The following is a 25,242-nucleotide window of genomic DNA, read 5'->3' as shown; positions in this document are numbered from 1 at the left end:
CGGGTGTCCGGCATCGTCACACCCGCAGCACCTTGCCCGGGTTCATGATGTTCTGCGGATCGAGCGCGCGCTTGATAGTGCGCATGATGTCGAGCTCGGTCTTGGAGCGGTAGTGGCTGAGCTCGTCGAGCTTTTCGATGCCGATGCCGTGTTCCGCCGAGATCGAGCCGCCCATGGCGGTGATGAGATCGTTCACGGCCCGCGTAATCGCGGCGGTGTACTGGTTCAGCGCCTGCTGATCCATGCCGATGGGCCCCATGAACGAGAAATGCAGATTGCCGTCGCCGATATGTCCGAGCGGATAGGGGCGAATGCTCGGGAGGATCTCGAGTGCGGCCTTGAGCCCCTTGTCGATGAAGTCAGGAATTTTGGAGATCGCCACCGACACGTCATAGCTGATCCCCGGTCCCTCGGCGCGCGAGGCCTCGGCCATGGCTTCCCGGATGCGCCACATGTTGCGCGACTGGCTGACGGTCTGCGCGATCGCCGCATCCAGCACGCGCCCAGCCTCGAGTTGATCGGCGAGAAATTGCTCCAGCTTCTCCGACATGCCATAGGCCCCGTCCTGCCGGGGGCGCGAGGACGACCATTCAAGCAGCAGGTACCACGGCGTATCCGCTCTGAGCGGATCCTGGACACCGGGAATGTGGCGCATCACGAGATCGACGGCTGCGCGGCTCAAGAGCTCGCAGGAGCCGACATTGTCCTCGGACGCGGCATGCGCCTCGGAGAGGATCTCCAGCGCCGCGCGGGGATCGCGGACGGCGAGCCAGGCCGTGCAGACGTCCTTCGGCGCCGGCCACAGCTTGAGAACCGCCTTGGTGATGATGCCCAGCGTCCCCTCGGCGCCCATGAAGAGGTGCTTGAGGTCGTAGCCGGTGTTGTCCTTCTTGAGCGCACGCAGTCCATTCCAGACATCGCCGTTGGGCAGCACGACTTCGAGCCCGAGCACGAGATTGCGCGCATTGCCGTAGCGCAGCACCTGCACGCCGCCGGCATTGGTCGACAGATTTCCGCCGATCATGCAGGAGCCCTGGGCGCCAAGGCTGAGCGGCAGAAACCTGTCGTGTGCGGCCGCGGTCTCCTGAAGCGTCTGCAAAACGCAGCCGGCCTCGACCGTCATCGCATAGCCGACGGGATCGACGTCGAGCACGCGGTTCATCCGGCCGAGCGACAGCACAATGCCGGTGTGTGCAGGCCAGGGCGTGGCGCCGCCCATCAGGCCAGTGTTGCCGCCCTGCGGCACGATCGCGACACCATGCTCATGGCAGAGCCGGACCACTTGCGAGACTTCCGCGGTGCTGCCAGGGCGAACGACAGCACCGGCGCCGCCAAACAGCAATCCTCGCCAGTCGGTCACGAACGGCTGCATGCCGTGATCGTCCTCGATCATGCCCTTTTCGCCCACGATCGCGCGCAACGCATCGCGTAGCTGGACGGTCAAGGGGACGGTCGGAATGGCGGGTATGGGCGACGGGAAGGCAGTCGGCATTTTGTTTCCCCTGGCGCATCTTGGTGTGCACTGCGCGCGCGAAGCGCTTGAGGTCGCATTGTCCACGTTTGGACCGCGAAGTCTAACGGCAATATCGGTAACGCCAGCACAAATTCCGCCAACGTCTCTCAACATTTTCGCCAACGTCTTGCGGCTGCCCGGACCCAGGAGGCGCGCGCGGATCGGTGACGCCGCAGCGTTCGGCGTCACCACCACGACCAGGTACTAGGCCATCGCGGGCTTTGTCTGCGGCTTCGGCTGCCGCGACAGCGCCAGCACGATCAACGAGGCGAACACGCAGAGCGCGCCGGCGACGAAGAAGGCGGGCAGATAGCTCTGCAGCAACGTGCGCGACAGGCCCGCGCCAAAAGCGGCGGTGCCGGCACCGAGCTGATGGCCGGCAAAGATCCAGCCGAACACCAGATTGGCGCGTTCGGGGCCGAATTTCTGCGCGGTCAGCCGCACTGTGGGCGGCACGGTCGCGATCCAGTCGAGGCCGTAGAACATCGCGAAGATCGACAGGCCATAGAACGAGAAATCGCTGAAGGGCAGGAAGATCAGCGAGAGCCCGCGCAGGGCGTAGTACCAGAACAGGAGGTAGCGGTTGTCATAGCGGTCCGACAGCCAGCCCGACATGATGGTGCCGAAGAAGTCGAAGATGCCCATCGCCGCCAAAAGGCTCGCTGCCTGCACCTGCGGAATGCCGAAATCGAGGCACATCGGGATCAGGTGCACCTGCACGAGGCCGTTGGTCGAAGCGCCGCAGACGAAGAAGGTCGCAAACAGGATCCAGAACGCGCTCGACTTCGAGGCGTCGCGCAGCGTGCCGAGGGCGACTGATGTGATCGAACCGTGGCTCGCGGGCGGCGCGGGCAGGGGCTCGGTGCCTTCGTCGCCGAACGGGCGCAGGCCCACATCGCTTGGCCGGTCGCGCATGACGAGCAGGACCGCCGTCGCGGAAACGCCGAGCATGATGCAGACGAAGCCGAGCGCCAGCCGCCAGCCAAATCGTTCGGTCAGGCTTGCCAGCAAAGGCAGGAACACGAGTTGGCCGGTCGCAACGCTCGCGGTCATGATGCCGATGACGAGGCCGCGGCGCGCGGCGAACCAGCGCGTCGCGATGGTGGCGCCCAGCACCAGCGCCGTCATGCCGGTGCCGATGCCGATCACCACGCCCCAGAGCGCTACCAATTGCCAGACCTGCGTCATGCCGAGCGACAGCACCAGCGCGGAGACGACGATCAGCTGCGCCGTCAACGTGACATTGCGCAGGCCATAGCGGTTGAGCAGGGCGGCCGCGAACGGTGCCATCAACCCGAACAGGATGAAGCGGATCGAGAGCGCGGAGGAGATTTCGGCCGTGCTCCAGCCGAACTCCTTCTGAAGCGGAACGATGAACACGCCGGGCGCGCCCACCGTGCCGGCGCTGATCAGGGCGGCGAAGAAGGTCACGCCCACCATCACCCAACCGTAATGGATGTTGCGACGGCCGAGCGCGGCCGAAAGCCAGTTCGAAATCATTGCTCATCAATCCGGGTTGGCGGGCTCCGAAACACCCGCGTCATTGTTGCAGTCTGGCACGGAAGCGGGAAGTCTGAAATGACAGACTTCCCTCAATTTCGGACGTTGCTGTGGTTAGTGTGCGAGGCGCTCGACCGCGATCGCCGTGGCCTCGCCGCCGCCGATGCAGAGCGCCGCCACGCCGCGCTTGAGGTTATTGGCCTCGAGCGCATGCAGCAGCGTCACGATCAGCCGTGCACCGGTGGCGCCGATGGGATGACCGAGCGCGCAGGCGCCGCCATTGATGTTGAGCTTGTCGCGCGGGATCCCGAGATCGCGCTGTGCGGCCATCGCCACCACGGCAAAGGCCTCGTTGATCTCGAACAGATCGACATCGCCTGCGCTCCAGCCGACCTTGTCCAGCAGCTTGCGGATCGCTGGGATCGGCGCCGTGGTGAACCATTGCGGCTCCTGGCTGTGGGTGGCGTGCCCCTTGATCTCGGCGAGAGCAGGAAGGCCGTTGCGATCGGCGAGCGAGCGCTTGGTCAGCACCAGTGCAGCGGCGCCGTCGGCGTTGGCGGAGGAGGCGGCCGGCGTAATGGTGCCATTGGCGCGGAACGCCGGTTTCAGTCCGGGGATCTTGGCGGGATCAACCTTCAGCGGATGCTCGTCATTGGCGATGACGCGCGGGCCTGCTTTTTCGGTCAACGTGATCGGCGCGATCTCGGCCTTGAATGCACCGCCCTCGACCGCCTTGCGGGCGCGGCTCAGCGTCTCCATTGCATAGGCGTCCTGGTCCTTGCGGGTGAACTGGTAAGCTTCGGCCGTCGCTTCGCCGAAATCGCCCATGGAACGGCCGGTCTCGTAGGCGTCCTCCAATCCGTCCATCATCATGTGATCGATGATGCGGTCATGGCCGGCGCGGTAGCCGCCGCGCGCCTTCGCCAGCAGATAGGGCGCGTTGCTCATGCTCTCCATGCCGCCGGACACGACGATCTCGGCCGAGCCGGCGCGAATGATGTCGTGGGCCAGCATCGTTGCTTTCATGCCGGAACCGCAGACCTTGTTGACTGTAGTTGCACCGGTCGCATCGGGCAGGCCGGCCGCGCGCGCGGCCTGGCGTGCCGGCGCTTGGCCCTGGCCGGCCGGCAGAACGCAGCCCATGAAGACCTCGTCCACTTTCTCGGGGGCGAGCTTGGCGCGTTCCAGCGCGGCACCGATCACATGCGATCCGAGCTTGTGCGCGGCAAGCGGCGACAACTCGCCCATGAAGCGGCCGAGCGGGGTGCGGGCGGCGGAGACGATGACGACGGGATCGGCGGTTTCGGCCATGACAAACTCCCTGTGATGATGAATAATATTATGTTCATCATATGATGCGCCGCAAAAAATGCAACCGCGCCCGGCATGAGAAAATGTCGTGGTCGGGTGAGAATGGGTCGTTCGATTGGAGGCGGTCTACCGCTTCCTGTTCACGAACGCCTGCATCAGCCGCGTCGGCTCGTCCGTCAGGAACGACTCGCCAAACACCTTGACGCTGAGGTTCACCGACTCCGTCAGCGGTAACTCCTCCCATTGCCGCAGCAGCGCCTTCTGCGCGCGCAGCGCTTCGGGGCCGCATTCGAGCAGCGCCTTCACGAGATGCTCGATTTCGTCATCCAGCCCGCCTGCCGGCGCGACCTTGTCGATGAGGCCCCAGGCCAGCGCCGTCGGTGCGTCGATATTCTCTGCGGTCATCACCAGCCAGCGCGCGCGGGCCCAGCCGATCAGGCGCGGCAGAAGGGCGGCGTGGATCACCGAGGGAATGCCGACGCGCACCTCGGGCATGCCGAAATGCGCGTCCTGCGCGGCGATGCGGAAATCACAGGCAGCCGCCACCTCTAACCCGCCGCCGAGGCACCAGCCCGGCATGCGCGCGATTACGGGGGCGGGGAATTGGCGCACGGCTTCGCAGAGATCGCGCAGGCGGCTGATGAAGGCCTCGGCCGATGCCTGGTCGAGCCTCGCCATCTCCTTGATGTCGGCGCCACCAATCATGCTCTTCTCGCTTTGGCCGCGTAGCACCAGGACACGGATGCTGCGGTCTTTGGCGAGCTTCTGCAGGCCTTCGCGCACCGCGTCGGTCACGGCCGAGCCCAGAATGTTCAGCGAGCCGGCATTGCAGATGGCGACATGAACGACGCCGCGCGCATCGCGCGTCACGCCGCAGTGGTTGTTGAGCATTTCCATCGGATGTCTCGAAGGTTTCGTGGACAGGCGCAGGGCGCGCCAGTCGACACCACTTCCGGGCCGAAATGGCTCCCTTGTCAAGCGGATGAGGCGGTATTGCCAGCACGAAGTCCGCAGAATAGTATGACGTATATCATATGAAAGGAGACCTCATGGCCGAATCCGCTCAACTCGATTTGTTGTCGTCCGCACAGCGGCGCGAGCGCGTGGTCGATTGGCAGGTCCCTGCGCCGGTCGCGAAGGTGGCCATGGTGCTATCAGGCATGGACGCCATGCTGGGCATCCGCGATGGTCAGCTGCCGCCGCCGCCCTTCGCAAAACTGATCGGCTTCGTCATGGCCGTGGTCGAGCCGGGCCGGATCGTGATGGAACTGGAGCCGCGCGAAGACCTCGAAAATACCATCGGCCTCCTGCACGGGGCGACCGCCGCCGCGCTCCTCGACACCGCCATGGGGTGCGCCATTTCGACCCGGCTGGAGGCCGGGCAGTCGTCGGTGACACTCGACCTGAAGATGACTTTCCTGCGTCCGCTTTCGGTCCGGTCAGGGCTGATTTCGGCCGAGGGCAAGATCATCAAGCTGGGGCGTCAGACCAGCTACACCGAAGGGTTCGTCCGCGACGGTAAGGGGGCACTTGCAGTCCATGCAACTGCAACCTTTTCCATGATCGGCAACAATTTTACCGCGAATTAATGCGTCGGCCGACCGATATACGTGTTATGAGATGACCTCTGACATCCAATGAGAGCTGCATGCGCTATTCCCGGGAACACAAGCAGGAAACCCACGACCGCATCGTGAAGAAGGCCTCCGTGCGCCTGCGCGAAAAGGGCGCCCATGGCATCGGTGTTGCCGATCTCATGAAGGAGGCGGGTCTGACCCATGGCGGCTTTTACGCGCATTTCGATTCCCGCGAGGCGCTGGTGATCGAGGCCTTTGCCTACGCCATGGATCGCTCGATGGAGCATTGGCGCAAGCAATCGGATCAGCTTCCCCCTGAGAAGCAGCTGACCCAGATCGTCGAGACCTATCTTTCCACGCTGCACCGGGACAATCCCGGCCATGGCTGCTCGATTCCTGCGCTCGGTGCAGAAATCGCCCGGGAGAGCCCGAAGACGCGCAAGGCCTTTGCCGGCAAGCTCGACGAGATGGTCGAGATGATGACGGGTTTTATTCCGAATCTGCCGCGCAAGGCTGCGCGCAAGCAGGCGATCGCGACGCTGGCGACGATGGCCGGCACCATGCTGCTGGCGCGCATCGCGGGCTCCAGCGAGCTGTCGGATGAAGTGCTGAAGGCGGGCAAGGACAGCGCGCTCGAGGGCGCGAAGCGTGAGCCGAAGGTCGCCCCTGCGAAGAAGGCGAAGCAGAATTAGGCAAGACGTCGTAGGGTGGACAAAGGCGCGCAAGCGCCGTGCCCACGATCTCTCTCGTTCACAAAAAGTGCGTGGGCACGCTTCGCTTTTGCCCACCCTACGATTTCTCACCGCCCCGCAAACAGCGCCCGCTCTCGCTCCACGATCTCGCCGATATAGTCCGCCACGGCCCGGATCCGGGCGAGGTCCTTGCTGTCGGCGTGCATCAGCATCCAGAACGTCCTTGTAATCGAGACCTCATCCGGCAGCACCGCCTTGAGCTGTGGACAGTCGCTCGCCATGAAATGCGGCAGCACCGCGATGCCGAAGCCCGAGAGCGTGGCGTTGAGCTGGGCGATCAGATTGGCGCTGCGGAAGCGGGCGGAGATGCGCGGCGACACCTGCGGCAGATAGTCGAGCTCCGGCGTGAACAGGAGTTCCTCGATGTAACCGACGAACCGGTGCTGGGGCAGGTCCTGCCGCGAGGCGATTTTCGGGAAACGGTCGAGATAGGCCGGCGACGCATAAAGCCCAAGACGGTAGTCGAGCAGCTTCCGGCCAACGATGCGACCTTCCTTCGGCATGGTCAGGCTGATCGCAATATCGGCCTCGCGTTTTGAGAGGCTGAACAGCCGCGCGGTTGCCACAAGTTGCAAATCGAGATCGGGATAGCGGTCGGCGAACGGCGCCAGTCGCGGCGCCAGGAAGGCGGTGCCGAAGCCATCGGGGGCGCCGATCCGCACCGTGCCGGTGAGCCGCGCCACGGAGCCACCGACCTGCTCCTGGTTGGCGACGATCGTCGATTCCATCGCCTCCGCGCTGTCGGCGACGCGCTGGCCGGCCTCGGTGAGGAGGTAGCCGGTCTTGCGCCGGTCAAACAGCTTTGCAGAGAGGTGCTTCTCCAGCCGGTCGACGCGACGGATCACCGTGGCATGGTCGACGCCGAGCTGTTTTGCTGCAGCCGACACCGAGCCGCCCCTGACGATGGCCAGCACGAAGCGAAAGTCGTCCCAATCGATAGCGCCTTGATCCAGCATTTTCGCACATCTATGGTGCATTATCTCAGACTTGAATCCTATAAAATGCAGGTCAATAGGATTTGTCAAAGCGTTCAAGCTCGGCCTGAAGGAGATCATTCCATGCGTTCAATCGGACATTTCATCGGCGGCAAGGAGGTCAAGGGCACCTCGGGCCGCACCGCCGACGTCTTCGAGCCGATGACCGGAGACGTCCAGGCCAAGGTCGCGCTGGCGTCCAAGGCCGAAGTGCGCGCCGCCGTGGAGAACGCCCGCGCCGCGCAGCCGGAATGGGCCGCGACCAATCCGCAGCGCCGCGCCCGTGTCATGATGAAATTCCTCGAGCTGGTGCAGCGCGACTACGACAAGCTCGCCGAGCTGCTCGCGCGCGAGCACGGCAAGACCGTTCCCGACGCGAAGGGTGACATCCAGCGCGGCCTCGAAGTCGCCGAGTTTGCCTGCGGCATCCCGCACCTGATGAAGGGCGAATACACCGAGGGCGCCGGCCCCGGCATCGACATCTATTCGATGCGCCAGCCTCTCGGCGTCGTCGCCGGCATCACGCCGTTCAACTTCCCGGCGATGATCCCGATGTGGAAGTTCGCCCCCGCGATCGCCTGCGGCAACGCCTTCATCCTCAAGCCGTCGGAGCGCGATCCCGGCGTGCCGATGCTGCTCGCCCAATTGATGATGGAAGCGGGCCTGCCGGCCGGCATCCTCAACGTCGTCAACGGCGACAAGGAAGCCGTCGACGCCATCCTCGACGATCCTGACATCAAGGCCATCGGTTTCGTCGGCTCCACGCCGATCGCGCAGTACATCTATGAGCGCGCCGCGCAGACCGGCAAGCGCTGCCAGTGTTTCGGCGGCGCCAAGAACCACGCTATCATCATGCCGGACGCCGATATGGACCAGGCCGTCGACGCGCTGATCGGCGCGGGCTACGGCTCGGCCGGCGAGCGCTGCATGGCCGTCTCCGTCGCGGTCCCGGTCGGCAAAACCACCGCCGATCGTCTGATGGACAAGCTGATCCCGCGCGTCGAGAGCCTCAAGATCGGCACCTCGATCGATCCGTCGGCCGATTACGGTCCGCTGGTGACGCGCGAGGCGGTCGAGAAGGTCAAGAGCTACATCGACATCGGTATCAAGGAAGGCGCGACGCTCGCCGTCGACGGCCGCGGCTTCAAGATGCAGGGCTACGAGAACGGCTTCTATCTCGGCGGTTCGCTGTTCGACAACGTCACCAAGGACATGCGGATCTACAAGGAAGAGATCTTCGGGCCGGTGCTCTCGGTCGTGCGCGCACACGACTACAAGGAAGCATTGGCGCTGCCGTCCGAGCATGACTACGGCAACGGTGTTGCCATCTTCACCCGCGACGGCGACGCCGCGCGCGACTTCGCAGCCAAGGTCAATGTGGGCATGGTCGGCATCAACGTGCCGATCCCGGTGCCGATCGCCTATTACACCTTCGGCGGCTGGAAGAAGTCTGGCTTCGGCGATCTCAATCAGCACGGTCCCGATTCGGTCCGCTTCTACACCAAGACCAAGACGGTGACCTCGCGTTGGCCATCCGGCGTCAAGGAAGGCGCGGAGTTCTCGATCCCGCTGATGAAGTAGGGCTGTTGCCCAGCCCGTCATTGCGAGCGTAGCGAAGCAATCCAGAATCTTTCCGCATAGACAGCCTGGATTGCTTCGTCGCTTCGCTCCTCGCAATGACGAGGAAGGTGAGGAGCCCAGCATGCAGTTCGCTCTGAACGAGGATCAGGTCGCGGTTCGCGACATGGCGTTGGCGTTTGCGGCAGAAAAGATCGCGCCGCACGCGCTACGCTGGGACGAGGAGAAGCATTTCCCCGTCGATGTCATGCGCGAGGCCGCCGCCCTCGGTATGGGTGGCATCTACATCCGCGACGATGTCGGGGGTTCGGCGATGTCGCGGTTCGACGCGGCGCTGATTTTCGAGGCGCTGGCGACGGGCTGTCCGACCACCTCGGCCTTCATCTCCATCCACAACATGGCAAGCTGGATGATCGATGCCTTCGGCAGCGACACCCAGCGCCATCAATGGTTGCCAAAACTCTGCTCGATGGAGCTGATCGCGAGCTACTGCCTGACCGAGCCGGGCGCCGGCTCGGATGCGGCAGCGCTGCGCACCCGCGCCGTGCGCGACGGCGATCATTACGTGCTCAACGGCCAGAAGCAGTTCATCTCTGGCGCTGGCGGCACTGATCTTCTCGTCGCGATGGTGCGCACCGGCGGCGATGGCCCCGGCGGCATCTCGACGCTCGTCATCGACGGCAAGACGCTTGGCGTTTCCTTTGGCGCCAATGAGCGCAAGATGGGCTGGAATGCACAGCCGACCCGCGCCGTGATGTTCGAGAACGCCCGCGTGCCGGTCGCCAACCGGTTGAGCGAGGAGGGCGTCGGCTTCAAGATCGCGATGGCTGGCCTCGATGGTGGCCGTCTCAACATCACCGCGTGTTCGCTCGGTGGCGCGCAGACCGCGCTCGACAAGGCGCGCGCCTACATGAAGGAGCGCAAGGCCTTCGGAAAGCGCCTCGACGAATTCCAGGCGTTGCAGTTCAAGCTCGCCGATATGGCGATCGAGCTCGAGGCCGCACGCACCTTCCTGTGGCGTGCCGCGGCGGCACTGGACCGCAAGGACCCTGATGCCACCATGCTCTGCGCGATGGCCAAGCGTTTCGGTACCGATGTCGGCTTCGAGGTCGCCAACCATGCGCTGCAGCTGCACGGTGGCTACGGTTATCTCAGCGAATACGGCATCGAGAAGATCGTGCGCGATCTGCGCGTGCACCAGATCCTCGAAGGCACCAATGAAATCATGCGGCTCATCGTGGCGCGCAAGTTGATCGAGGGCGCGCGATGAACGCGACGGAAGAGGGCGATCTGGTCGCCCGTGTCGAGGGCGCGGCTGGTATCATCCGGCTCAACCGCCCCAAGGCCATCAATGCCGTGACGCTGGAGATGTTTCGCGACATCGAGAAGGCGCTCGACCGCTTCGAAGCCGATCCCGTTGTTGCCGTGATCCTGCTGGAAGGCGCCGGCGAGCGTGGCCTGTGCGCCGGCGGCGACATCCGCGCGCTCTGGGAGAGCTCGAAAGTCAACGGTGATCTCGGCAAGATCCTGTGGCGCGAGGAATACATCCTCAACGCCCGGATCAAGAAATTCCCTAAGCCCTATGTCGCCTTCATGGACGGCATCGTGATGGGCGGCGGCGTCGGTCTCTCCGCCCATGCCAGCCACCGCATCGTGACCGACCGGACCAAGCTCGCGATGCCGGAGGTCGGGCTCGGCTTCTTCCCCGATGTCGGCGGCACCTATTTGTTGTCGCACTCGCCCGGCGAGATCGGCACCTATTTCGGTCTGACCGGCCAGACCATGAATGGGCCGGATGCGATCCACGCGAAATTCGCCGATTGGGTTGTGCCGGTGGCGAAATGGCCGGAGTTGCGCCAGGCGCTGACCGGGGTTCGCTCGGGCGTGACCGCGGCCGAGGTCGGCAAGCTCATCGACGGCTTTTCGACCGGCGAGAGGGCGGGGCCGGTCGCCGCGAAAGAACCGGTGATCGATGCGTTGTTCGGCTTCGACCGGATGGAGGATGTCGTCGCCGCACTCAAGCGCAACGGCTCCGAGTTCGCGCTGGCAACCCTGAAGACGCTCAATGAAAAATCGCCGCGCGGCATGGTTGTGACGCTGAAGCTGCTGCGGCTCGCGCGCACCGCCTCGAGCCTGGAAGAGTGTCTTGTGCGCGAATATCGCGCTGCGCTGGAAGTGTTTCGCAGCGATGATTTTCGCGAAGGCGTCCGCGCCGCCGTCATCGACAAGGACCGCAACCCGACCTGGTCGCCGCCGCGCATCGAGGATGTGACGCCGCAGACGCTTGCACCATATTTCGCCGGGATCGGCGCCGACGAGCTCAAGTTCAACTAATCAACGAAACGAGCGGAGGAAACGACAATGGCCACGATCGCATTCATCGGTCTCGGCAACATGGGCGGCCCGATGGCCGCCAATCTGGTCAAGGCCGGCCACAAGGTCATCGCCTTCGATCTCGTCGAGGCCTCGCGCAACCAGGCCAAGGCCGACGGCGCCGGGATCGCGGACAGCGCCGCGGGCGCGGCGAAGGGCGCCGATGTCGTCGTCACCATGTTGCCGGCCGGCAAACACGTGCTTGGCGTTTGGAATGAAGTGCTTCCCGCCATGACCAAAGGCGCGCTGATCATCGACAGCTCCACCATCGATGTCGAGAGCGCGAGGGCAGCCCACGCGCTCGCGGCCAAGCACGGCGTGCTCTCGGTGGACGCGCCGGTCTCGGGCGGCACCGGCGGCGCGAAGGGGGCGACGCTGACCTTCATGTGCGGCGGCGAGGAGGGCGCATTTGCGGCGGCAAAGCCCGTGCTGGAGAAGATGGGCAAGAAGATCGTGCATTGCGGTGGTGCCGGCGCGGGCCAGGCCGCCAAGATCTGCAACAACATGATCCTCGGCATTTCCATGATCGCGGTCAGCGAAGCCTTCGCGCTCGGCGAGAAGCTCGGCCTCTCGCACCAGGCGCTGTTCGACGTCGCCTCGACCTCGTCGGGGCAGTGCTGGTCGCTGACGACCTATTGCCCGGTTCCGGGCCCGGTGCCGACCTCGCCCGCGAATAACGATTACAAGCCGGGTTTCGCCTCGGCGCTGATGGTGAAGGATCTGACCCTGGCGCAGGACGCCGCCAAGGCCGCGGGCGCGGCGACGCCGCTCGGCAAGCATGCGCAGGAGATCTATCAGTCTTTCGACGCAGCCGGCCAGGGCGGGGTGGATTTTTCCGGAATTATCAAGCACGTTAGGGGGCTAGCCGGGAAAGCTTAATGACGACATTTCAGGACGCGCGTGCGTTTCTTCTTGCTCACCGCACGAATTATGAGACAGCGGTCAAGGATTTCCGCTGGCCCGATCCCGAACCCTTCAACTGGGCGCTGGACTGGTTCGACGCCGAGCTGGCGACGAATGCGGACAGCAGGGATCGGCCCGCGCTCTGGATTGTCGATGCCGCACAGGACAAGCAGACGAAGCTGTCCTTCGCGGCGCTCTCGAAGCGCTCCAACCAGGTTGCCAACTTTCTTCGCGCGCAGGGCCTGAGGCGCGGCGATCACCTCCTGCTGCTGCTCAGCAATGTCGTGCCGCTGTGGGAGACGATGCTCGCGGCAATGAAGCTCGGCGTCGTCGTCATTCCCGCGACCACGCTGCTCACTGCCGACGAGCTGCGCGATCGGCTCGACCGCGGCAAGGCAAGGGCGGTCGTTGCCGCGCAGGACCAGGTTGCGAAGTTCGCGAGCCTTGGCGCCGAGAACATTGTGCGCATCGTCGTCGGCGCCGCCTCCGATGGCTGGCTCGCCTATGACGAGGCGGCGAACGCTCCTGAGAGTTTTGCGCCCGACGGCCCGACCAACGCCGACGACCCGATGCTGCTCTATTTCACCTCGGGCACTACGGCAAAACCAAAGCTGGTGCGGCACAGCCAGCGCAGCTACCCGGTCGGCCATCTCTCGACCATGTACTGGATCGGGCTGAAGCCCGGCGACGTCCATCTCAACATCTCCTCGCCCGGCTGGGCCAAGCACGCCTGGAGCTGCTTCTTCGCGCCGTGGAATGCCGGCGCGACGGTGTTCGTGGTCAACCAGCCGCGTTTCGATGCGAAAGGCCTGCTCGCCACCATCGGCCGCTGCGGCGTCACCACGCTGTGCGCGCCGCCGACCGTGTGGCGGCTGTTCATCCAGGAGGACCTGGCCTCGTTCAAGGTGGCCCTTCGCGAAGTCTGCGGTGCCGGCGAGCCGCTCAATCCCGAAGTGATCGACCAGGTGCAGTCCGCCTGGGGCCTCACCATCCGCGACGGCTATGGTCAGACCGAGACGACCGCGCTCGCCGGCAATTCGCCGGGGCAAAAGATCAAGGTCGGCTCGATGGGCCGACCGCTGCCAGGCTATCGCGTGCAGGTCAGCGATGCTGACGGCCATCCGGCAAGGGAAGGCGAGGTGGCGCTGCTGCTCGGCGCTGACCGGCCCGCCGGCCTGATGCAGGGCTACCAGGGCGACGACGGCAAGCTGTCGGGCGCCGAAGGCGAGCTCTATCGCAGTGGCGACGTCGTCTTCGAAGATGAGGACGGCTATCTCACCTTCGTCGGCCGCTCCGACGACGTGTTCAAATCATCCGACTACCGCATCAGCCCGTTCGAGCTGGAAAGCGTGCTTTTGGAGCATGAGCTGGTGGCGGAAGCGGCCGTAGTGCCGAGCCCCGATCCTATCAGGCTCGCGATTCCCAAGGCCTTCGTGCTGCTGACCGCAGGGGCGGAGCGGACGCCGGAGACGGCGCTGTCCATCTTCAGGCACCTGCACACGCGGCTCGCGCCGTTCAAGCGCATCCGTCGTCTCGAAATCGTCACCGAGCTGCCGAAGACGATCTCTGGCAAAATCCGCCGCGTGCAGCTACGACGGCTCGAACGCGACGATGATCGCAACGATCCGCTACGCGGCCGGGAATTCCGTGAGGAGGATTTTCCGGAGCTGCCGAAAACAAGAAGTGAGACCTGAAGCGAAATGAACCAAATCTGGAAGAAGCCGCCGATCACGCTCGAGGCCTATCAGGCCATGGTCGGCAAGGAGATCGGCGTGTCGTCCTGGCACCTGATCGACCAGCCCCGCATCGACACCTTCGCGGGCGTCACCGAGGATCATCAATTCATTCATGTCGACCCCGAGAGGGCGAAGCAGGAGACCGCGTTCGGCGCCACCATCGCGCACGGTTTCCTGACGATGTCGATGTTGTCGGTGATGTCCTACGAAGTGATGCCGGCGATTGCGGGCACCACGATGGGCGTGAACTACGGCTTCGACAAGCTGCGCTTCATCTCGCCGGTCCGTTCGGGCAGGCGCATCCGCGGCCGTTTCGTGCTTGCGGAAGCCAAGCTGCGCAAACCAGGCGAATTGCAGTCCCGTACCAATGTGACGGTGGAGATCGAAGGCGAGGACAAGCCCGCGCTGGTCGCGGATTGGCTGGGTCTGATCTATCTCGCGTAAACCAGCCCGCCATGGCCGGGCTTGACCCGGCAACCCATCGCTGCTCAAAAGCTGACCAAATCTCTCGCGGAGCGCTCTGACCCTCTCCCCCTGTGGGAGAGGGTGGCTTCGCGAAAGCGAAGCCGGGTGAGGGTATCTCTCCACGAGCTCCGCTGCCGAGAGATACCCCTCATCCGACGCGCTTACGCGCGCCACCTTCTCCCACAAGGGAGAAGGAAGAAAGGAAACGCACTCATGGCAATCAGGTTCGACGGACGCGTCGCCATCGTCACCGGCGCGGGCAATGGTCTCGGCAAGGCGCATGCGCTGGGCCTTGCGAGCCGCGGCGCGAAAGTCGTGGTCAACGATTTCGGCGGTGCGCGTGATGGCAGCGGCGGCTCGCTGTCGCCGGCGGAAGCCGTGGTCGAGGAGATTCGCAAGGCGGGCGGCACGGCGATGGCCGACGGCGCCGACGTCTCGAACTTCGAGCAGGTCACCGCCATGGTCGAGCGCGCCACCAAGGAGTGGGGCAGCGTCGACATCATGTGCGCCAACGCCGGCATCCTGCGCGACAAATCGTTCGGCAAGATGGAAGCTGCCGATTTCCAGAAGGTGCTCGACGTGCATCTCGTCGGCACGTTCTACTGCTGCAAGGCAGTCTGGGCCGGGATGCGCGACCGCAACTACGGCCGCATCGTGCTGACGACCTCGTCTTCCGGCCTCTACGGCAATTTCGGCCAGGCCAATTACGGCGCGGCGAAATCAGGCATGGTCGGCCTGATGAACGTGCTTGCGGAAGAGGGCCGCAAGAACAACATCCGCGTCAACATCATCTCGCCGACCGCCGCGACCCGCATGACCGAGGAGCTGCTGCCGCCGCAGGCGCTGCAGCTGATGAAGCCGAATGCGATCACGCCTGCGGTGGAGTATATGCTCAGCGAAGACGCGCCGACCCGCACCATCATGGGTGCCGGCGCCGGCTCCTTCGCGGTGATCAAGATCATCGAGAGCGAAGGCATCAACCTGCCGGAATCCGACTGGACGCCGGACGCGATCGCCGCGCATTTCGCCGAGATCAGCGACATGTCGAAGGCGAAGGCGCTGACCGGCGCCTTCGAGCAGACGCAGAAATACGTGGCCCAGGCTGCGGCACGGGCGGGGATCAAGCTCTGACTGACGTCGCCGTCATCGGTGCCGGTCCCGCCGGGCTGATGGCGGCGGAAGTGCTGGCGCAAGGCGGCGCCAGCGTCACCGTCTACGACGCCATGCCGTCGGCGGGCCGCAAATTTTTGATGGCCGGCCGGGGCGGGCTCAACCTCACCCACAGTGAGCCGTTGACGGAATTCCTCCCTCGCTACCGGGAGGCGATGCCGCATTTGCGCGCTGCGGTCGAGGCGTTTCCGCCTGATGCGTTACGCGACTGGAGCGCAGGCCTCGGGCAGCTGACTTTCATCGGCAGCAGCGGGCGGGTGTTTCCGAAAACGTTCAAGGCCTCGCCCTTGCTGCGTGCCTGGCTGCGCCGCCTTGATGCCGCTGGTGTGCAGTTCGCGTTTCGGCATCGCTGGACCGGCTGGGACGAGAAGAGGCAGCTGGAATTGCAAACGCCCGATGGCCTGCGAGCTGTCGCCGCCAGGGCAGCGGTACTCGCGCTCGGTGGTGCGAGCTGGCCGCGATTGGGATCCGATGGTGCGTGGGTCGATATCCTGGCGGCCAAAGGCGTTGCCATCTCGAAGCTTCGATCAGCCAATTCCGGCTTTACGGTCGCGTGGTCCGACGTGTTTCGCGATCGTTTTGAAGGTCAGCCGCTCAAGGGCGTGGCGCTGACCATCGGCGCGCACACGGTGCGCGGCGAAGCGATGATTACCCGCAGCGGCATCGAAGGCGGCGCGATCTACGCGCTCTCGGCGGAGTTGCGCGAGGCTGTGCTGGGGATCGGGAAGGCGACGCTGATGATCGCATTGCGGCCCGACCTCGGTGCTGATGCGCTGACCAAGCGCCTGTCAGGTAACCGTGGCAAGCAATCGCTGGCCAACTTCCTGCGCAAGGCCGCGCAATTGTCACCGGTCGGCATCGGCCTGATGCAGGAGGCAGCCATCGCATCCGGGCGGCCGCTGGCTGCGTTCTCGCCGGCCGAGCTCGCGGATCTCGTGAATGCGATTCCGGTGCAACTCACCGGCGTTGCCCCGCTCGATCGCGCCATCTCGACCGCAGGCGGGATTTCCTTCGACGAACTCGACGATCACTTCATGTTGCGCAAACTGCCTGGCGTGTTCGCCGCCGGGGAGATGCTGGATTGGGAGGCGCCCACCGGCGGCTATCTGCTTCAGGCCTCGTTCGCGACGGGGGCGGCTGCGGGCAGGGGTGCGCTCGCTTGGCTCAAACGCTAACCACTGAGCCTCCCCTAAATCGGTGGACACCTATAGCTTAGGCAGCGAGAGGTGTCAGATGGCGAAACGGCGGCGTCGGTCCTATTCGGACGAGTACAAGCGGCAGGCAGTTGATCTGGTTTTGTCGAGCGGCCGCTCGGCGAAGTCGGTATCGAAGGAGCTCGGGCTTGACGGCTCCGTGCTCAGCCGATGGGTGAAGGAGCGGAGCACGGTGGTAGCCGGCGGCAGCGCTGCGGCGCCCACGTCGCAAGCGGCGGTGCCGTCGGCGGACCAGGCTGACGTGATCGCACGGTTGCAGCGGGAAAACGAACAGTTGCGCATGGAGCGCGACATTTTAAAAAAGTCGATCGCGATCTTTGCTGGACCCCGGACATGAGGTTCCGCTTCATCGAAGATCGCCGTGCGGACTATCCGGTCCAGATCATGTGCCGTGTGCTCGGCGTCTCGCCCGCGGGCTACTATGCCTGGCGGTCGCGGCCGGAAAGCCCCCGGGCCGCTGCCAATCGAGAGTTGTTGGAGGACATCAAGCGGGTTCATCGCGACAGCCATGGCCGCTATGGCAGCCCGCGCATCCATGCCGAACTCAAAGCCCAGGGCCATCGTGCAAGCCGTGGCCGGATCGAGCGGCAGATGCGCCACCACGCTGTTCGGGCCGTCTCGGCCGGGCCGCGACGATGCCGCACCACCGACAGTGGGCATGGCTTCCCGATCGCGCCGAACCTGCTCGGCCGGAACTTCTCGGCCGCCATGCGCAATCAGATTTGGCTCGCCGACATCACTTATGTCTGGACCGGCCAGGGATGGTTGTACCTGGCCGCCATCATGGATTTGCACAGCCGCCGTATCGTGGGGTGGGCGATGGACGAACATCTGCGCGCCGAACTACCGCTTGCCGCATTGCGGATGGCGATCAAGGGACAAAAGCCCAGCGCCGGTTTGATCCATCACTCCGATCGCGGCACTCAATATGCTTCAACCGAGTACCGCCAGGCGCTGCAAGCCGCCGGCTTCCGGCCGTCGATGAGTCGCAGAGCCGATTGCTACGACAATGCCCCGATGGAAAGCTTCTTCCACACGCTGAAGACCGAGCTGATCCATCACTGCCAATATGCAACCCGCAATGACGCAGAGCGCGACATCTTCACTTACATCGAGGGCTTCTACAACAATCACCGCAGACACTCGGCCATCGGCTATATCAGCCCAGCCGAGATGGAGCTAAAATCGGCTTGATCCCTGTCCACTTTTTTGGGGGAAGATCACCACCGTCATCGCGAGCGCAGCGACGCAATCCAGCATGCCTCTGCGGAGGTAGTCTGGATTGCTTCGTCGCTTCGCTCCTCGCAATGACGGTTGAGAGGGCTGCGTGCCCTACCGCAGCTTCCCCCGCGCCGCCACTGGCAGCGTGCCGATGATCTCCTCGCCGCGGACCATCACGACCTCGTCCATCATGTTGACGACGACGCAGACATGGTTCGGCACGATGCGGACGACGTCGCCGACGTTCGGCCGCGTGTTGCTGCGGGATAGGTCGAGGAAGCCGTGTTCCTCGGCGAACTTTGCGATCTTGGCTTCGGGATGCTCGAGGATCAGGCCATGGCCGTCGAGTCCGCCGGTATCCGTCGTCAGCGTCTTGGAGCCGGCATCGAGAATGCCGCGCTCGGGAGCGGCGCGGCTCACCACCGTCGAGTAGATGTGGAGCGCGCAGTCGTCCCAGCCGGCGACGCCGGCCGCGACCTGCATGCGGTCGTTGTAGATATAGGTGCCGAAGCGGTGCTCGGTACCGCCCTTGAGCTTGCCGATGTTGACGAGGTTCGGCGTGCCGCCGGTCGAGACGATCTTGGCGTCGAGCCCGTGCGCGCGCACGCCGGCCAGCGCTTCGTCGTAGAATTTTTGCGCATCCGCCCAGCCGGTTTCGGTCGGATACAGCATGAATCCGGCGAACTCGAGCCCCTTGGATGCGGCGATCTCGCGTGCCAGCGCGATCGCTTCCGCCGGCGTCTCGACGCCGGCGCGCTTGCGTCCCGTGTCGCATTCGACGACGACCGAGAGCGGACGGCCCGAGGCCTCGGCGGCCTTCGGCAAGCCCGCAACGACGGTCGAATTATCGGCGGCAACTGTCATCCTGGTCTTGGCATTGAGCGCGCCGAGCCGCGCCATCTTCTCTTCGCCCAAGAGATTGTAGCTGATCAGGATATCGTCGATGCCGGCATTGGCCATGATCTCGGCCTCGCCGATCTTCTGGCAGGTGATGCCCTTGGCGCCGGCCGCGACCTGCATCCTGGCAATGGTCGGGTTCTTGTGCGTCTTGATGTGCGGGCGATTGGCAACGCCGGCATCATCGCAGGCTTTCTGGATTCGCGCGATGTTGCGCTCGACCCTGTCCATGTCGATGACGGCACAGGGCGTGCCGTATTCGCGGGCGATCTTGGCGGCGAGGGGAGTGGTCATTGGTTATGCCTGTTCTATCTCTTCGCGAAGCATTTCAAGTTCGAGCCAGCGCTCTTCGGCGGCGGAGAGTTCTTCATGCGCCTTGGCGATGGCGGCTGACGTGTCGTCGAATGTCTTGCGATCCTTGGTGTAGAGATTGGGATCATCGAGCACCCGTTGGAGCTTGGCGATATCGGCGTGCAACGTTTCCATCTTCTTCGGCAGTGTTTCCAGCGCATGCTTCTCGTTGAAGCTCAGCTTCCGTTTCGGTGCCGACGTGGGAGCCGCTGCGCGTTCCTCTTTCTTCTCCGCTGGCGCCTGCGTCTTCGCCGTCTCTCGCTTCAAATCCGCACCGCGCTGCGCCAGCATGTCGCTGTAGCCACCGGCATATTCGATCCACTTGCCGTTGCCCTCGGGCGCGATCACCGAGGTGACGACACGGTCGAGGAAGTCGCGGTCGTGGCTGATCAGGATGACCGTACCCTCGTAATCGCCGAGCATCTCCTCGAGCACGTCGAGGGTTTCGAGATCGAGGTCGTTGGTCGGCTCGTCCAGCACCAGAAGGTTCGACGGTTTTGCCAGCGCGCGTGCCAGCATCAGGCGGCCGCGCTCGCCGCCGGAGAGCACCTCCAGCGGCGTGCCGCGCTGCTCCTGCGCGAACAGGAAGTCCTTCATGTAGCCGACGACATGCTTCGGCTTGCCACCGACCATGACGTGGTCGCCGCGGCCGCCGGTGAGGGCCTCCGCCAGCGTCGATTTCGGATCGAGACTTTCGCGATGCTGGTCGAGCGTCGCCATTTCCAGATTGGCGCCGAGCCGAAGCGTGCCGGAATCCGGTTGGATGCCGCCCGTGAGCAGATTGACCAGCGTGGTCTTGCCGGCGCCGTTCGGGCCGATGATGCCAAGCCGGTCGCCGCGCTGGATGCGGGTCGAGAAGTTCTCGACGATCTTGCGCTCGCCATAGGCCTTGGTGATGCCCTTCGCCTCGATCACCAGCCTGCCGGATTGCTCGGCTTCCGCGGCGGCAAGCGTGGCGCTGCCGGCGGTGCCACGATAGTTGCGGCGCTGGTCGCGTAGCGCGTGCAGGTTGGCGAGTCGCTTAACGTTGCGCTTGCGCCGGCCGGACACGCCGTGGCGCAGCCAGTGCTCCTCGTCGACGATCTTGCGGTCGAGCTTGTGCTGGTCGCGCTCTTCCTCGGCCAGCACTTCGTCGCGCCAGCTCTCGAACGAGGCGAAGCCGCGATCGATCTGCTTGATCTTGCCACGGTCCAGCCAGGCCGTCGAACGTGACAGATTGGTGAGGAAGCGGCGGTCATGACTGATGATGACGAGCGCACTGCGCCTGGAGTCGAGCTCCTGCTCCAGCCATTCGATGGTGGCGAGATCGAGATGGTTGGTCGGCTCGTCCAGCAGCAGGATGTCGGGCGAGGGCGCCAGCACATAGGCCAGTGCCGCGCGACGGGCTTCGCCGCCGGAGAGGTTGTGCGGGTTCTCCTCACCGGTGAGACCGAGCTGCTCCAGCAGATAACGTGCCTGATGCTGGTCGTCGCCGGGCGCGAGCCCGGACTCGACATAGGCAAGCGTGGTCTTGTGCTCGCCAAAATCCGGCTCCTGCGGAAGATAGCGAACGGTGGCGCCCGGCTGCACGAAGCGCGTGCCACTGTCGGCCTCGACAAGGCCGGCCGCGATCTTCAGCAGCGTCGATTTGCCGGAGCCGTTGCGGCCGATCAGGCAGACGCGCTCGGATGGCGCGACGTTGAGCTCGACACCTGACAGCAAAGGCGTGCCGCCGAAGTTCAGCTTGATGTCTTTGAGTTGGATCAGCGGGGGCGCCATCGTCAGCCTTGGTTCGTTGCGGCCTGATCGGCGCGGCGACGCTGGATCCTGCGCAGTGTCTGGTCGAGCGCCGACAGGAAGGCGGAGCGGTCGCGCGGCGCGAACGAGCGCGGACCGCCGGTGACCTCGCCGGCCGAACGCAGATCCGTCATCAGGTTGCGTACCGCCAGCGTCATCCCGATCGACTCTTCGGTAAACGGCTTGCCGTTCGGTGCGATCACGTCAGCGCCTGCCTTCACGCAGCGGCTGGCGAGCGGAATGTCTGACGTGATGACGACGTCGCCGGGCCTCGCCCGCTCGGCGATCCAGTCGTCGGCCGCGTCCATGCCGGAGCCGGCGGCGATGCGCTCGATCAGTGGGTCCTGGGGCACGCGAATGAAGTTACCGGCAACCACGCTGACCGGCACGTTATGCCGGAGCGCGACACGATAGATCTCGTCCTTCACCGGGCAGGCGTCGGCGTCGACATAGATGCGGGTGGGGGTGTCAGTCATTCGCCGCGTGGTACCCCATTCGGGCCGCAAAGGCGAGGGGATTGACCGCTGTTCCCGGGGCCCTACGATCAGCCAGGAAATAACAAGAATATGGGGAAGCCAAACCATGCCGAACCGGCTCGAAACCTGGCGCGTCGAGGCGTACAACACCGCCAAACAGTCCGAAAACAAGATGCATGACGATACGGTGGCGCGTCGCTTCGGCTTTTCGGGCGGCCTGGTCCCCGGCGTCGATGTATTCGCCTATATGTTGCACGTCCCGATTGCGCGCTGGGGGCGCGATTTCCTGTCGCGCGGGCTGGTCGAAGCACGCTTCATCAAGCCGGTTTATGACGGCGAGACCGCCGATGTCGACGCCACTGAACACAATGGCCTGCTCACGATCGAGGTGTTCAGCCGCACCGAGCTGTGCGCGACGGGCACGGCCTCACTGCCGGTGGCCGCGCCTGTGGTGTCATTGGGCGACTATGTCGAAGTGCCCGCAGTCGCCGAGCGCAAGCCGGTCAGTCCTGACATCTTCGCGACGGGCAAATGGCTTGGCACGACGCCGCGCCGCTGGGCCGGCCAGGCGGCGAGCGACTATCTCGCCGATGTCAGGGAGACCGATCCGATTTTTGCGCGCGAGGGGCTCGGCCATCCTGGCCTGATCCAGCGTGTGATGAACCGCGTGCTGGTGGACAACACCATCCTGGGCCCGTGGATCCATGTCGGCAGCCGCATGCAACTGCTCTCCGCCACGCGCGCCGGCGACGAGATCGTCGCGCGGGCGAAGGTCACCGCAACCTACGAGAAGAAAGGCCACCGCTTCGTCGAGCTCGACGCGCTGGTCATCGCCAACGGCACAACCCCGATCGCGCAGTGCCAGCACACCGCGATCTACCAGCCGCGGGAGCAGGCGGCGGCGTAGGGAGCTTTAGCGTTTGCTGGACTCGAGGTTTTCGCCACAAATGCGGTGTCATGCCCCGGCTTGACCGGGGCATCCGTACGCCGCAGCCCATCGGCTTTTGCGCGCCGTCTCTGGAATACTGGATCGCCCGGTCAAGCCGGGCGATGACAGCGTTGTTGTGGATGCGGAAGGGCAGCCTTACGCCGCGCTCTTCGCGTCCTGGATCGCGCGCCACACCCGCTCGGGCGTCAAGGGCATGTCGATGTGCTTGATGCCGTAGTCTGACAACGCATCCAGCACCGCATTCACCACCGTCGAAAGGCTGCCGGCGCAGCCGGCTTCGCCGCAGCCCTTGCTGCCGAGCGGATTGGTCGTGGCCGGCACCGGGTGGTCGCCGACCGTCATGTTGGGCACGTCGCCGGCGCGCGGCAGGGCGTAGTCCATCAGCGAGCCCGTGATCGGCTGGCCACTCTCGTCGTAGCGGATGTGCTCCATCAGCGCCTGCCCGATGCCCTGGACGACGCCGCCATGGAGCTGGCCTGCGACCAGCATCGGGTTGATCACCGTGCCGAAATCGTTCACCGCGCTGTAGCGCACGATTTCCACGACGCCCGTGTCAGGATCGATCTCGACTTCGGCGACATGGCAGCCGTTGGGAAAGGCCGAGGGCACCGGCTCGGTGGTGTGATCAACATCGAGCGAGTCAGGCACGCCATCAGGCACCTTGCCGTCATGCAGCTTCCTGGCGAGCTCCATGATGTCGATGCTGCGGTCGGTGCCGGCGATGGTGAAGCTGCCGCCTTCGAACTCGATGTCGGCCTCGGAGGCTTCCAGCATGTGCGCAGCGGCGCGCTTGCCCTTTTCGATGATCAGCTTCGAGGCCTCGACGATCGCCATGCCGCTGGCCGTGATCGAGCGCGAGCCGCCGGTGCCGTTGCCGGCGTGGACGATGTCGCTGTCGCCCTGCACCAGTTTCACGCTCTCGAAGGGAACGCCAAGCTGCGCGCACAGGACCTGCGCGAACGGCGTGGCGTGGCCTTGGCCGTAGTCGAGCGTGCCGGTGATCAGCTGCACGGTGCCGTCAGGATCGAACACGATCTTGCCGAGCTCTGGGCCTGGCGGTGCAGTGACCTCGAGATAGGAGCCGACGGCGATGCCGCGCAGCTTGCCCGCCTTCTTGCTCTCCTTCTTGCGCTTGGCAAAGTTCTCATGGTCGGAGATTTCGAGCGCCTTGCTGAACACCGCCTGGAAGTCGCCGCTGTCATAGGTGACGCCTGACGAGGCCGGGAAGGGCATCTGGTTCGGCTTGATGAAGTTGCGCTTGCGCAAGGTCAGCCGGTTGATGCCCATCTCGTCGGCGGCGCGGTCAATCAGCCGCTCCATGTAGTAGTTCGCCTCGGGCCGGCCGGCGCCGCGATAGGCGCCCATCAGCGTGGTGTTGGTCAGCACCGTCTTGATGTCGATCGCCATCAGCGGCGTGCGATAGACGCTGGAAAAGTTCTTGCCGGTGTTGAGCGAGAGCGGGCTCGGCGCAACGCCGGTGATATAGGCGCCGAGATTGCCGTAGCCGGACAGTCTTGCTGCGAGGAAATGCCCCTCGGCGTCGAGCGCGAGCTCGGCATGAATCTTCTGCGCGCGGCCATGGCTGTCGGACAGGAAGCTGGTGGAGCGCTCGTCGAGCCACTTCACCGGGCGTCCCAGCGCCTTCGCCGCGTACAGAATGCACATGTACTCGGGATAGTTGACGTTCTTCATGCCGAACGAGCCGCCGACATTGGCGGTGAGGATGCGTACCTTCTCGTTCGGCACCTTCAGGTTCTTGGCGAGGTTGGCGCGGTTGCCCGCGACGCCCTGCGTCGGCATCTGGATGGTGTAGCGCTCGGTCTTCTTGTCGTAGGAGGCAAGTCCGACGCGCGGTTCCATCGACACCACGGCGACACGGGTGTTCTCGATGTCGACCTTGGTGACATGGGCGGCGCTGGCGAAAGCCGCGTTCACCTTCTCCGTGTCGCCATAGTGATAGTCGAGCGCGACGTTGTTCGGGATGTGATCATAGAGCTGCGCTGCGCCGGGCTTGGTGGCTTCCTCGGGATCGGTCACCGCCGGCAGCGGCTCGATATCGAGCTCGACCGCCTCGGCCGCATCGCGGGCCTGCGCCAGCGTCTCCGCGACGACGAAGGCGACGGGGTCGCCGACGAAGCGGACTTTGTCGGTTGCCAGCGGCTGGCGGTTGGTCTGCAGCAGGGGTGAGCCGTCGCGGCTCTTCAGTGGCAGCCCGCAGGTGAAGGGACCATAGCCGGCGGCATCGAGATCCTTGCCCGTCCACACCCCCAGCACGCCCGGCATCGCCTTGGCGGCCTCGATGCCGATGCCGCGGATCACGCCATGGGCGTGGGTGGAGCGGACGATCACGGCGTAGGCCTGGCCGGGCAGGTTGAAATCGTCGGTGTAGCGGCCCTTGCCGCGCACCAGCGTGTCGTCCTCCTTGCGGCGGACCGGCTGCCCGACACCATATTTTTGCAGTGCAATAGCGTTTTCGAGCGTGGACGATTTGGTGTGTTCTTGCATG

21 protein-coding genes are annotated in these 25,242 nt (G+C 64.7%); 12 read left to right on the top strand and 9 right to left on the bottom strand.

Going from position 1 to position 25,242, the window contains the following annotated elements:
- Window positions 1-16: 16 nt before the first annotated feature.
- The 4 genes from XH89_RS22785 to XH89_RS22770 form a co-directional block, all read right to left on the bottom strand.
- Window positions 17-1,492: an FAD-binding oxidoreductase gene (locus XH89_RS22785; RefSeq protein WP_194462660.1), complete on the bottom strand. Its 1,476-nt coding sequence runs from the start codon at window positions 1,490-1,492 to the stop codon at window positions 17-19.
- A 225-nt stretch (window positions 1,493-1,717) separates the two neighbouring features.
- Entirely contained in the window at window positions 1,718-3,013 is a 1,296-nt protein-coding gene (locus tag XH89_RS22780) for an MFS transporter (RefSeq protein WP_194462659.1), read from the bottom strand.
- A 114-nt stretch (window positions 3,014-3,127) separates the two neighbouring features.
- Window positions 3,128-4,324, bottom strand: a complete 1,197-nt coding sequence (locus tag XH89_RS22775) for an acetyl-CoA C-acyltransferase (protein WP_194462658.1) — start codon at window positions 4,322-4,324, stop codon at window positions 3,128-3,130.
- 126 nt (window positions 4,325-4,450) lie between these two features.
- Window positions 4,451-5,221: an enoyl-CoA hydratase gene (locus XH89_RS22770; RefSeq protein ID WP_194462657.1), complete on the bottom strand. Its 771-nt coding sequence runs from the start codon at window positions 5,219-5,221 to the stop codon at window positions 4,451-4,453.
- A 152-nt stretch (window positions 5,222-5,373) separates the two neighbouring features.
- Here XH89_RS22770 and XH89_RS22765 point away from each other — a divergent pair, with 152 nt between their 5' ends.
- Window positions 5,374-5,913, top strand: coding sequence for a PaaI family thioesterase (locus tag XH89_RS22765; RefSeq protein WP_194462656.1), 540 nt, complete (start codon window positions 5,374-5,376; stop codon window positions 5,911-5,913).
- A 59-nt stretch (window positions 5,914-5,972) separates the two neighbouring features.
- Window positions 5,973-6,593, top strand: coding sequence for a TetR/AcrR family transcriptional regulator (locus XH89_RS22760; protein WP_194462655.1), 621 nt, complete (start codon window positions 5,973-5,975; stop codon window positions 6,591-6,593).
- A gap of 107 nt (window positions 6,594-6,700) precedes the next feature.
- On the opposite strand, the gene XH89_RS22755 is transcribed toward XH89_RS22760, so the two are convergent.
- Window positions 6,701-7,609 carry a LysR family transcriptional regulator gene (locus XH89_RS22755; RefSeq protein ID WP_194462654.1) on the bottom strand — a complete coding sequence of 303 codons (909 nt, stop codon included), beginning with the start codon at window positions 7,607-7,609 and terminating at the stop codon, window positions 6,701-6,703.
- A 102-nt stretch (window positions 7,610-7,711) separates the two neighbouring features.
- On the opposite strand from XH89_RS22755, the gene XH89_RS22750 reads away from it, so the two are divergent.
- The 9 genes from XH89_RS22750 (at window position 7,712) to XH89_RS22710 (ending at window position 18,260) form a co-directional block, all read left to right on the top strand.
- Entirely contained in the window at window positions 7,712-9,208 is a 1,497-nt protein-coding gene (locus XH89_RS22750) for a CoA-acylating methylmalonate-semialdehyde dehydrogenase (protein ID WP_194462653.1), read from the top strand.
- 121 nt (window positions 9,209-9,329) lie between these two features.
- Window positions 9,330-10,475, top strand: coding sequence for an isobutyryl-CoA dehydrogenase (locus XH89_RS22745; protein WP_194462652.1), 1,146 nt, complete (start codon window positions 9,330-9,332; stop codon window positions 10,473-10,475).
- Window positions 10,472-11,539: an enoyl-CoA hydratase/isomerase family protein gene (locus XH89_RS22740; RefSeq protein WP_194462651.1), complete on the top strand. Its 1,068-nt coding sequence runs from the start codon at window positions 10,472-10,474 to the stop codon at window positions 11,537-11,539. Before XH89_RS22745 ends, XH89_RS22740 begins: the two co-directional genes overlap by 4 nt.
- Before the next feature lie 27 nt (window positions 11,540-11,566).
- Complete coding sequence (gene mmsB / locus XH89_RS22735) at window positions 11,567-12,457, top strand: 3-hydroxyisobutyrate dehydrogenase (protein WP_194462650.1); 891 nt, start codon at window positions 11,567-11,569, stop codon at window positions 12,455-12,457.
- Window positions 12,457-14,175, top strand: coding sequence for an AMP-binding protein (locus tag XH89_RS22730; RefSeq protein WP_194462649.1), 1,719 nt, complete (start codon window positions 12,457-12,459; stop codon window positions 14,173-14,175). Before mmsB ends, XH89_RS22730 begins: the two co-directional genes overlap by 1 nt.
- Before the next feature lie 6 nt (window positions 14,176-14,181).
- Complete coding sequence (locus tag XH89_RS22725) at window positions 14,182-14,661, top strand: MaoC family dehydratase (RefSeq protein WP_194462648.1); 480 nt, start codon at window positions 14,182-14,184, stop codon at window positions 14,659-14,661.
- 234 nt (window positions 14,662-14,895) lie between these two features.
- Window positions 14,896-15,813 carry an SDR family NAD(P)-dependent oxidoreductase gene (locus XH89_RS22720; protein WP_194462647.1) on the top strand — a complete coding sequence of 306 codons (918 nt, stop codon included), beginning with the start codon at window positions 14,896-14,898 and terminating at the stop codon, window positions 15,811-15,813.
- Between the two features lie 38 nt (window positions 15,814-15,851).
- Window positions 15,852-17,027: a TIGR03862 family flavoprotein gene (locus tag XH89_RS22715; RefSeq protein ID WP_246767587.1), complete on the top strand. Its 1,176-nt coding sequence runs from the start codon at window positions 15,852-15,854 to the stop codon at window positions 17,025-17,027.
- Between the two features lie 58 nt (window positions 17,028-17,085).
- A protein-coding gene (locus tag XH89_RS22710) for an IS3 family transposase (protein ID WP_194462646.1) occupies window positions 17,086-18,260 on the top strand; the annotation gives its coding sequence in 2 pieces (ribosomal slippage) (window positions 17,086-17,395 and window positions 17,395-18,260; 1,176 coding nt in all).
- 138 nt (window positions 18,261-18,398) lie between these two features.
- Here the strand turns inward: XH89_RS22710 and XH89_RS22705 are convergent.
- The 3 genes from XH89_RS22705 to XH89_RS22695 are packed head-to-tail and all read right to left on the bottom strand — an operon-like array spanning window position 18,399 to window position 21,787.
- Window positions 18,399-19,478 carry a D-TA family PLP-dependent enzyme gene (locus tag XH89_RS22705; protein ID WP_194462645.1) on the bottom strand — a complete coding sequence of 360 codons (1,080 nt, stop codon included), beginning with the start codon at window positions 19,476-19,478 and terminating at the stop codon, window positions 18,399-18,401.
- Between the two features lie 3 nt (window positions 19,479-19,481).
- The gene (locus XH89_RS22700) at window positions 19,482-21,293 is read right to left on the bottom strand and encodes an ABC-F family ATP-binding cassette domain-containing protein (RefSeq protein ID WP_194462644.1); all 1,812 of its coding nucleotides are present in this window, start codon (window positions 21,291-21,293) and stop codon (window positions 19,482-19,484) included.
- Between the two features lie 2 nt (window positions 21,294-21,295).
- Complete coding sequence (locus XH89_RS22695) at window positions 21,296-21,787, bottom strand: YaiI/YqxD family protein (protein WP_194462643.1); 492 nt, start codon at window positions 21,785-21,787, stop codon at window positions 21,296-21,298.
- Window positions 21,788-21,893: 106 nt separating this feature from the next.
- On the opposite strand from XH89_RS22695, the gene XH89_RS22690 reads away from it, so the two are divergent.
- On the top strand, window positions 21,894-22,694 hold the full coding sequence (locus XH89_RS22690; protein WP_194462642.1) for a hypothetical protein: 801 nt from the start codon (window positions 21,894-21,896) through the stop codon (window positions 22,692-22,694).
- Between the two features lie 177 nt (window positions 22,695-22,871).
- On the opposite strand, the gene XH89_RS22685 is transcribed toward XH89_RS22690, so the two are convergent.
- Window positions 22,872-25,241, bottom strand: a complete 2,370-nt coding sequence (locus XH89_RS22685) for a xanthine dehydrogenase family protein molybdopterin-binding subunit (RefSeq protein WP_194462641.1) — start codon at window positions 25,239-25,241, stop codon at window positions 22,872-22,874.
- Window position 25,242: the final 1 nt, after the last annotated feature.

Origin of the sequence: Bradyrhizobium sp. CCBAU 53340 (assembly GCF_015291645.1) — a bacterium.
GTDB lineage: Bacteria > Pseudomonadota > Alphaproteobacteria > Rhizobiales > Xanthobacteraceae > Bradyrhizobium.
The sequence above is the reverse complement of the archived record's forward strand: the minus strand, read 5'-3'. Positions and strand labels throughout refer to the sequence as shown.

What these genes read in the sequence shown, in the direction of transcription:
- XH89_RS22730 (WP_194462649.1), top strand. Translation starts at nt 12,457, where the DNA reads ATGACGACATTTCAGGACGCGCGTGCGTTTCTTCTTGCTCACCGCACG.
- XH89_RS22705 (WP_194462645.1), bottom strand. Translation starts at nt 19,478, where the DNA reads ATGACCACTCCCCTCGCCGCCAAGATCGCCCGCGAATACGGCACGCCC.
- mmsB (WP_194462650.1), top strand. Translation starts at nt 11,567, where the DNA reads ATGGCCACGATCGCATTCATCGGTCTCGGCAACATGGGCGGCCCGATG.
- XH89_RS22750 (WP_194462653.1), top strand. Translation starts at nt 7,712, where the DNA reads ATGCGTTCAATCGGACATTTCATCGGCGGCAAGGAGGTCAAGGGCACC.
- XH89_RS22715 (WP_246767587.1), top strand. Translation starts at nt 15,852, where the DNA reads ATGGCGGCGGAAGTGCTGGCGCAAGGCGGCGCCAGCGTCACCGTCTAC.
- XH89_RS22755 (WP_194462654.1), bottom strand. Translation starts at nt 7,609, where the DNA reads ATGCTGGATCAAGGCGCTATCGATTGGGACGACTTTCGCTTCGTGCTG.
- XH89_RS22700 (WP_194462644.1), bottom strand. Translation starts at nt 21,293, where the DNA reads ATGGCGCCCCCGCTGATCCAACTCAAAGACATCAAGCTGAACTTCGGC.
- XH89_RS22770 (WP_194462657.1), bottom strand. Translation starts at nt 5,221, where the DNA reads ATGGAAATGCTCAACAACCACTGCGGCGTGACGCGCGATGCGCGCGGC.
- XH89_RS22690 (WP_194462642.1), top strand. Translation starts at nt 21,894, where the DNA reads ATGCCGAACCGGCTCGAAACCTGGCGCGTCGAGGCGTACAACACCGCC.
- XH89_RS22740 (WP_194462651.1), top strand. Translation starts at nt 10,472, where the DNA reads ATGAACGCGACGGAAGAGGGCGATCTGGTCGCCCGTGTCGAGGGCGCG.
- XH89_RS22760 (WP_194462655.1), top strand. Translation starts at nt 5,973, where the DNA reads ATGCGCTATTCCCGGGAACACAAGCAGGAAACCCACGACCGCATCGTG.
- XH89_RS22720 (WP_194462647.1), top strand. Translation starts at nt 14,896, where the DNA reads ATGGCAATCAGGTTCGACGGACGCGTCGCCATCGTCACCGGCGCGGGC.
- XH89_RS22685 (WP_194462641.1), bottom strand. Translation starts at nt 25,241, where the DNA reads ATGCAAGAACACACCAAATCGTCCACGCTCGAAAACGCTATTGCACTG.
- XH89_RS22765 (WP_194462656.1), top strand. Translation starts at nt 5,374, where the DNA reads ATGGCCGAATCCGCTCAACTCGATTTGTTGTCGTCCGCACAGCGGCGC.
- XH89_RS22785 (WP_194462660.1), bottom strand. Translation starts at nt 1,492, where the DNA reads ATGCCGACTGCCTTCCCGTCGCCCATACCCGCCATTCCGACCGTCCCC.
- XH89_RS22745 (WP_194462652.1), top strand. Translation starts at nt 9,330, where the DNA reads ATGCAGTTCGCTCTGAACGAGGATCAGGTCGCGGTTCGCGACATGGCG.
- XH89_RS22695 (WP_194462643.1), bottom strand. Translation starts at nt 21,787, where the DNA reads ATGACTGACACCCCCACCCGCATCTATGTCGACGCCGACGCCTGCCCG.
- XH89_RS22780 (WP_194462659.1), bottom strand. Translation starts at nt 3,013, where the DNA reads ATGATTTCGAACTGGCTTTCGGCCGCGCTCGGCCGTCGCAACATCCAT.
- XH89_RS22775 (WP_194462658.1), bottom strand. Translation starts at nt 4,324, where the DNA reads ATGGCCGAAACCGCCGATCCCGTCGTCATCGTCTCCGCCGCCCGCACC.
- XH89_RS22725 (WP_194462648.1), top strand. Translation starts at nt 14,182, where the DNA reads ATGAACCAAATCTGGAAGAAGCCGCCGATCACGCTCGAGGCCTATCAG.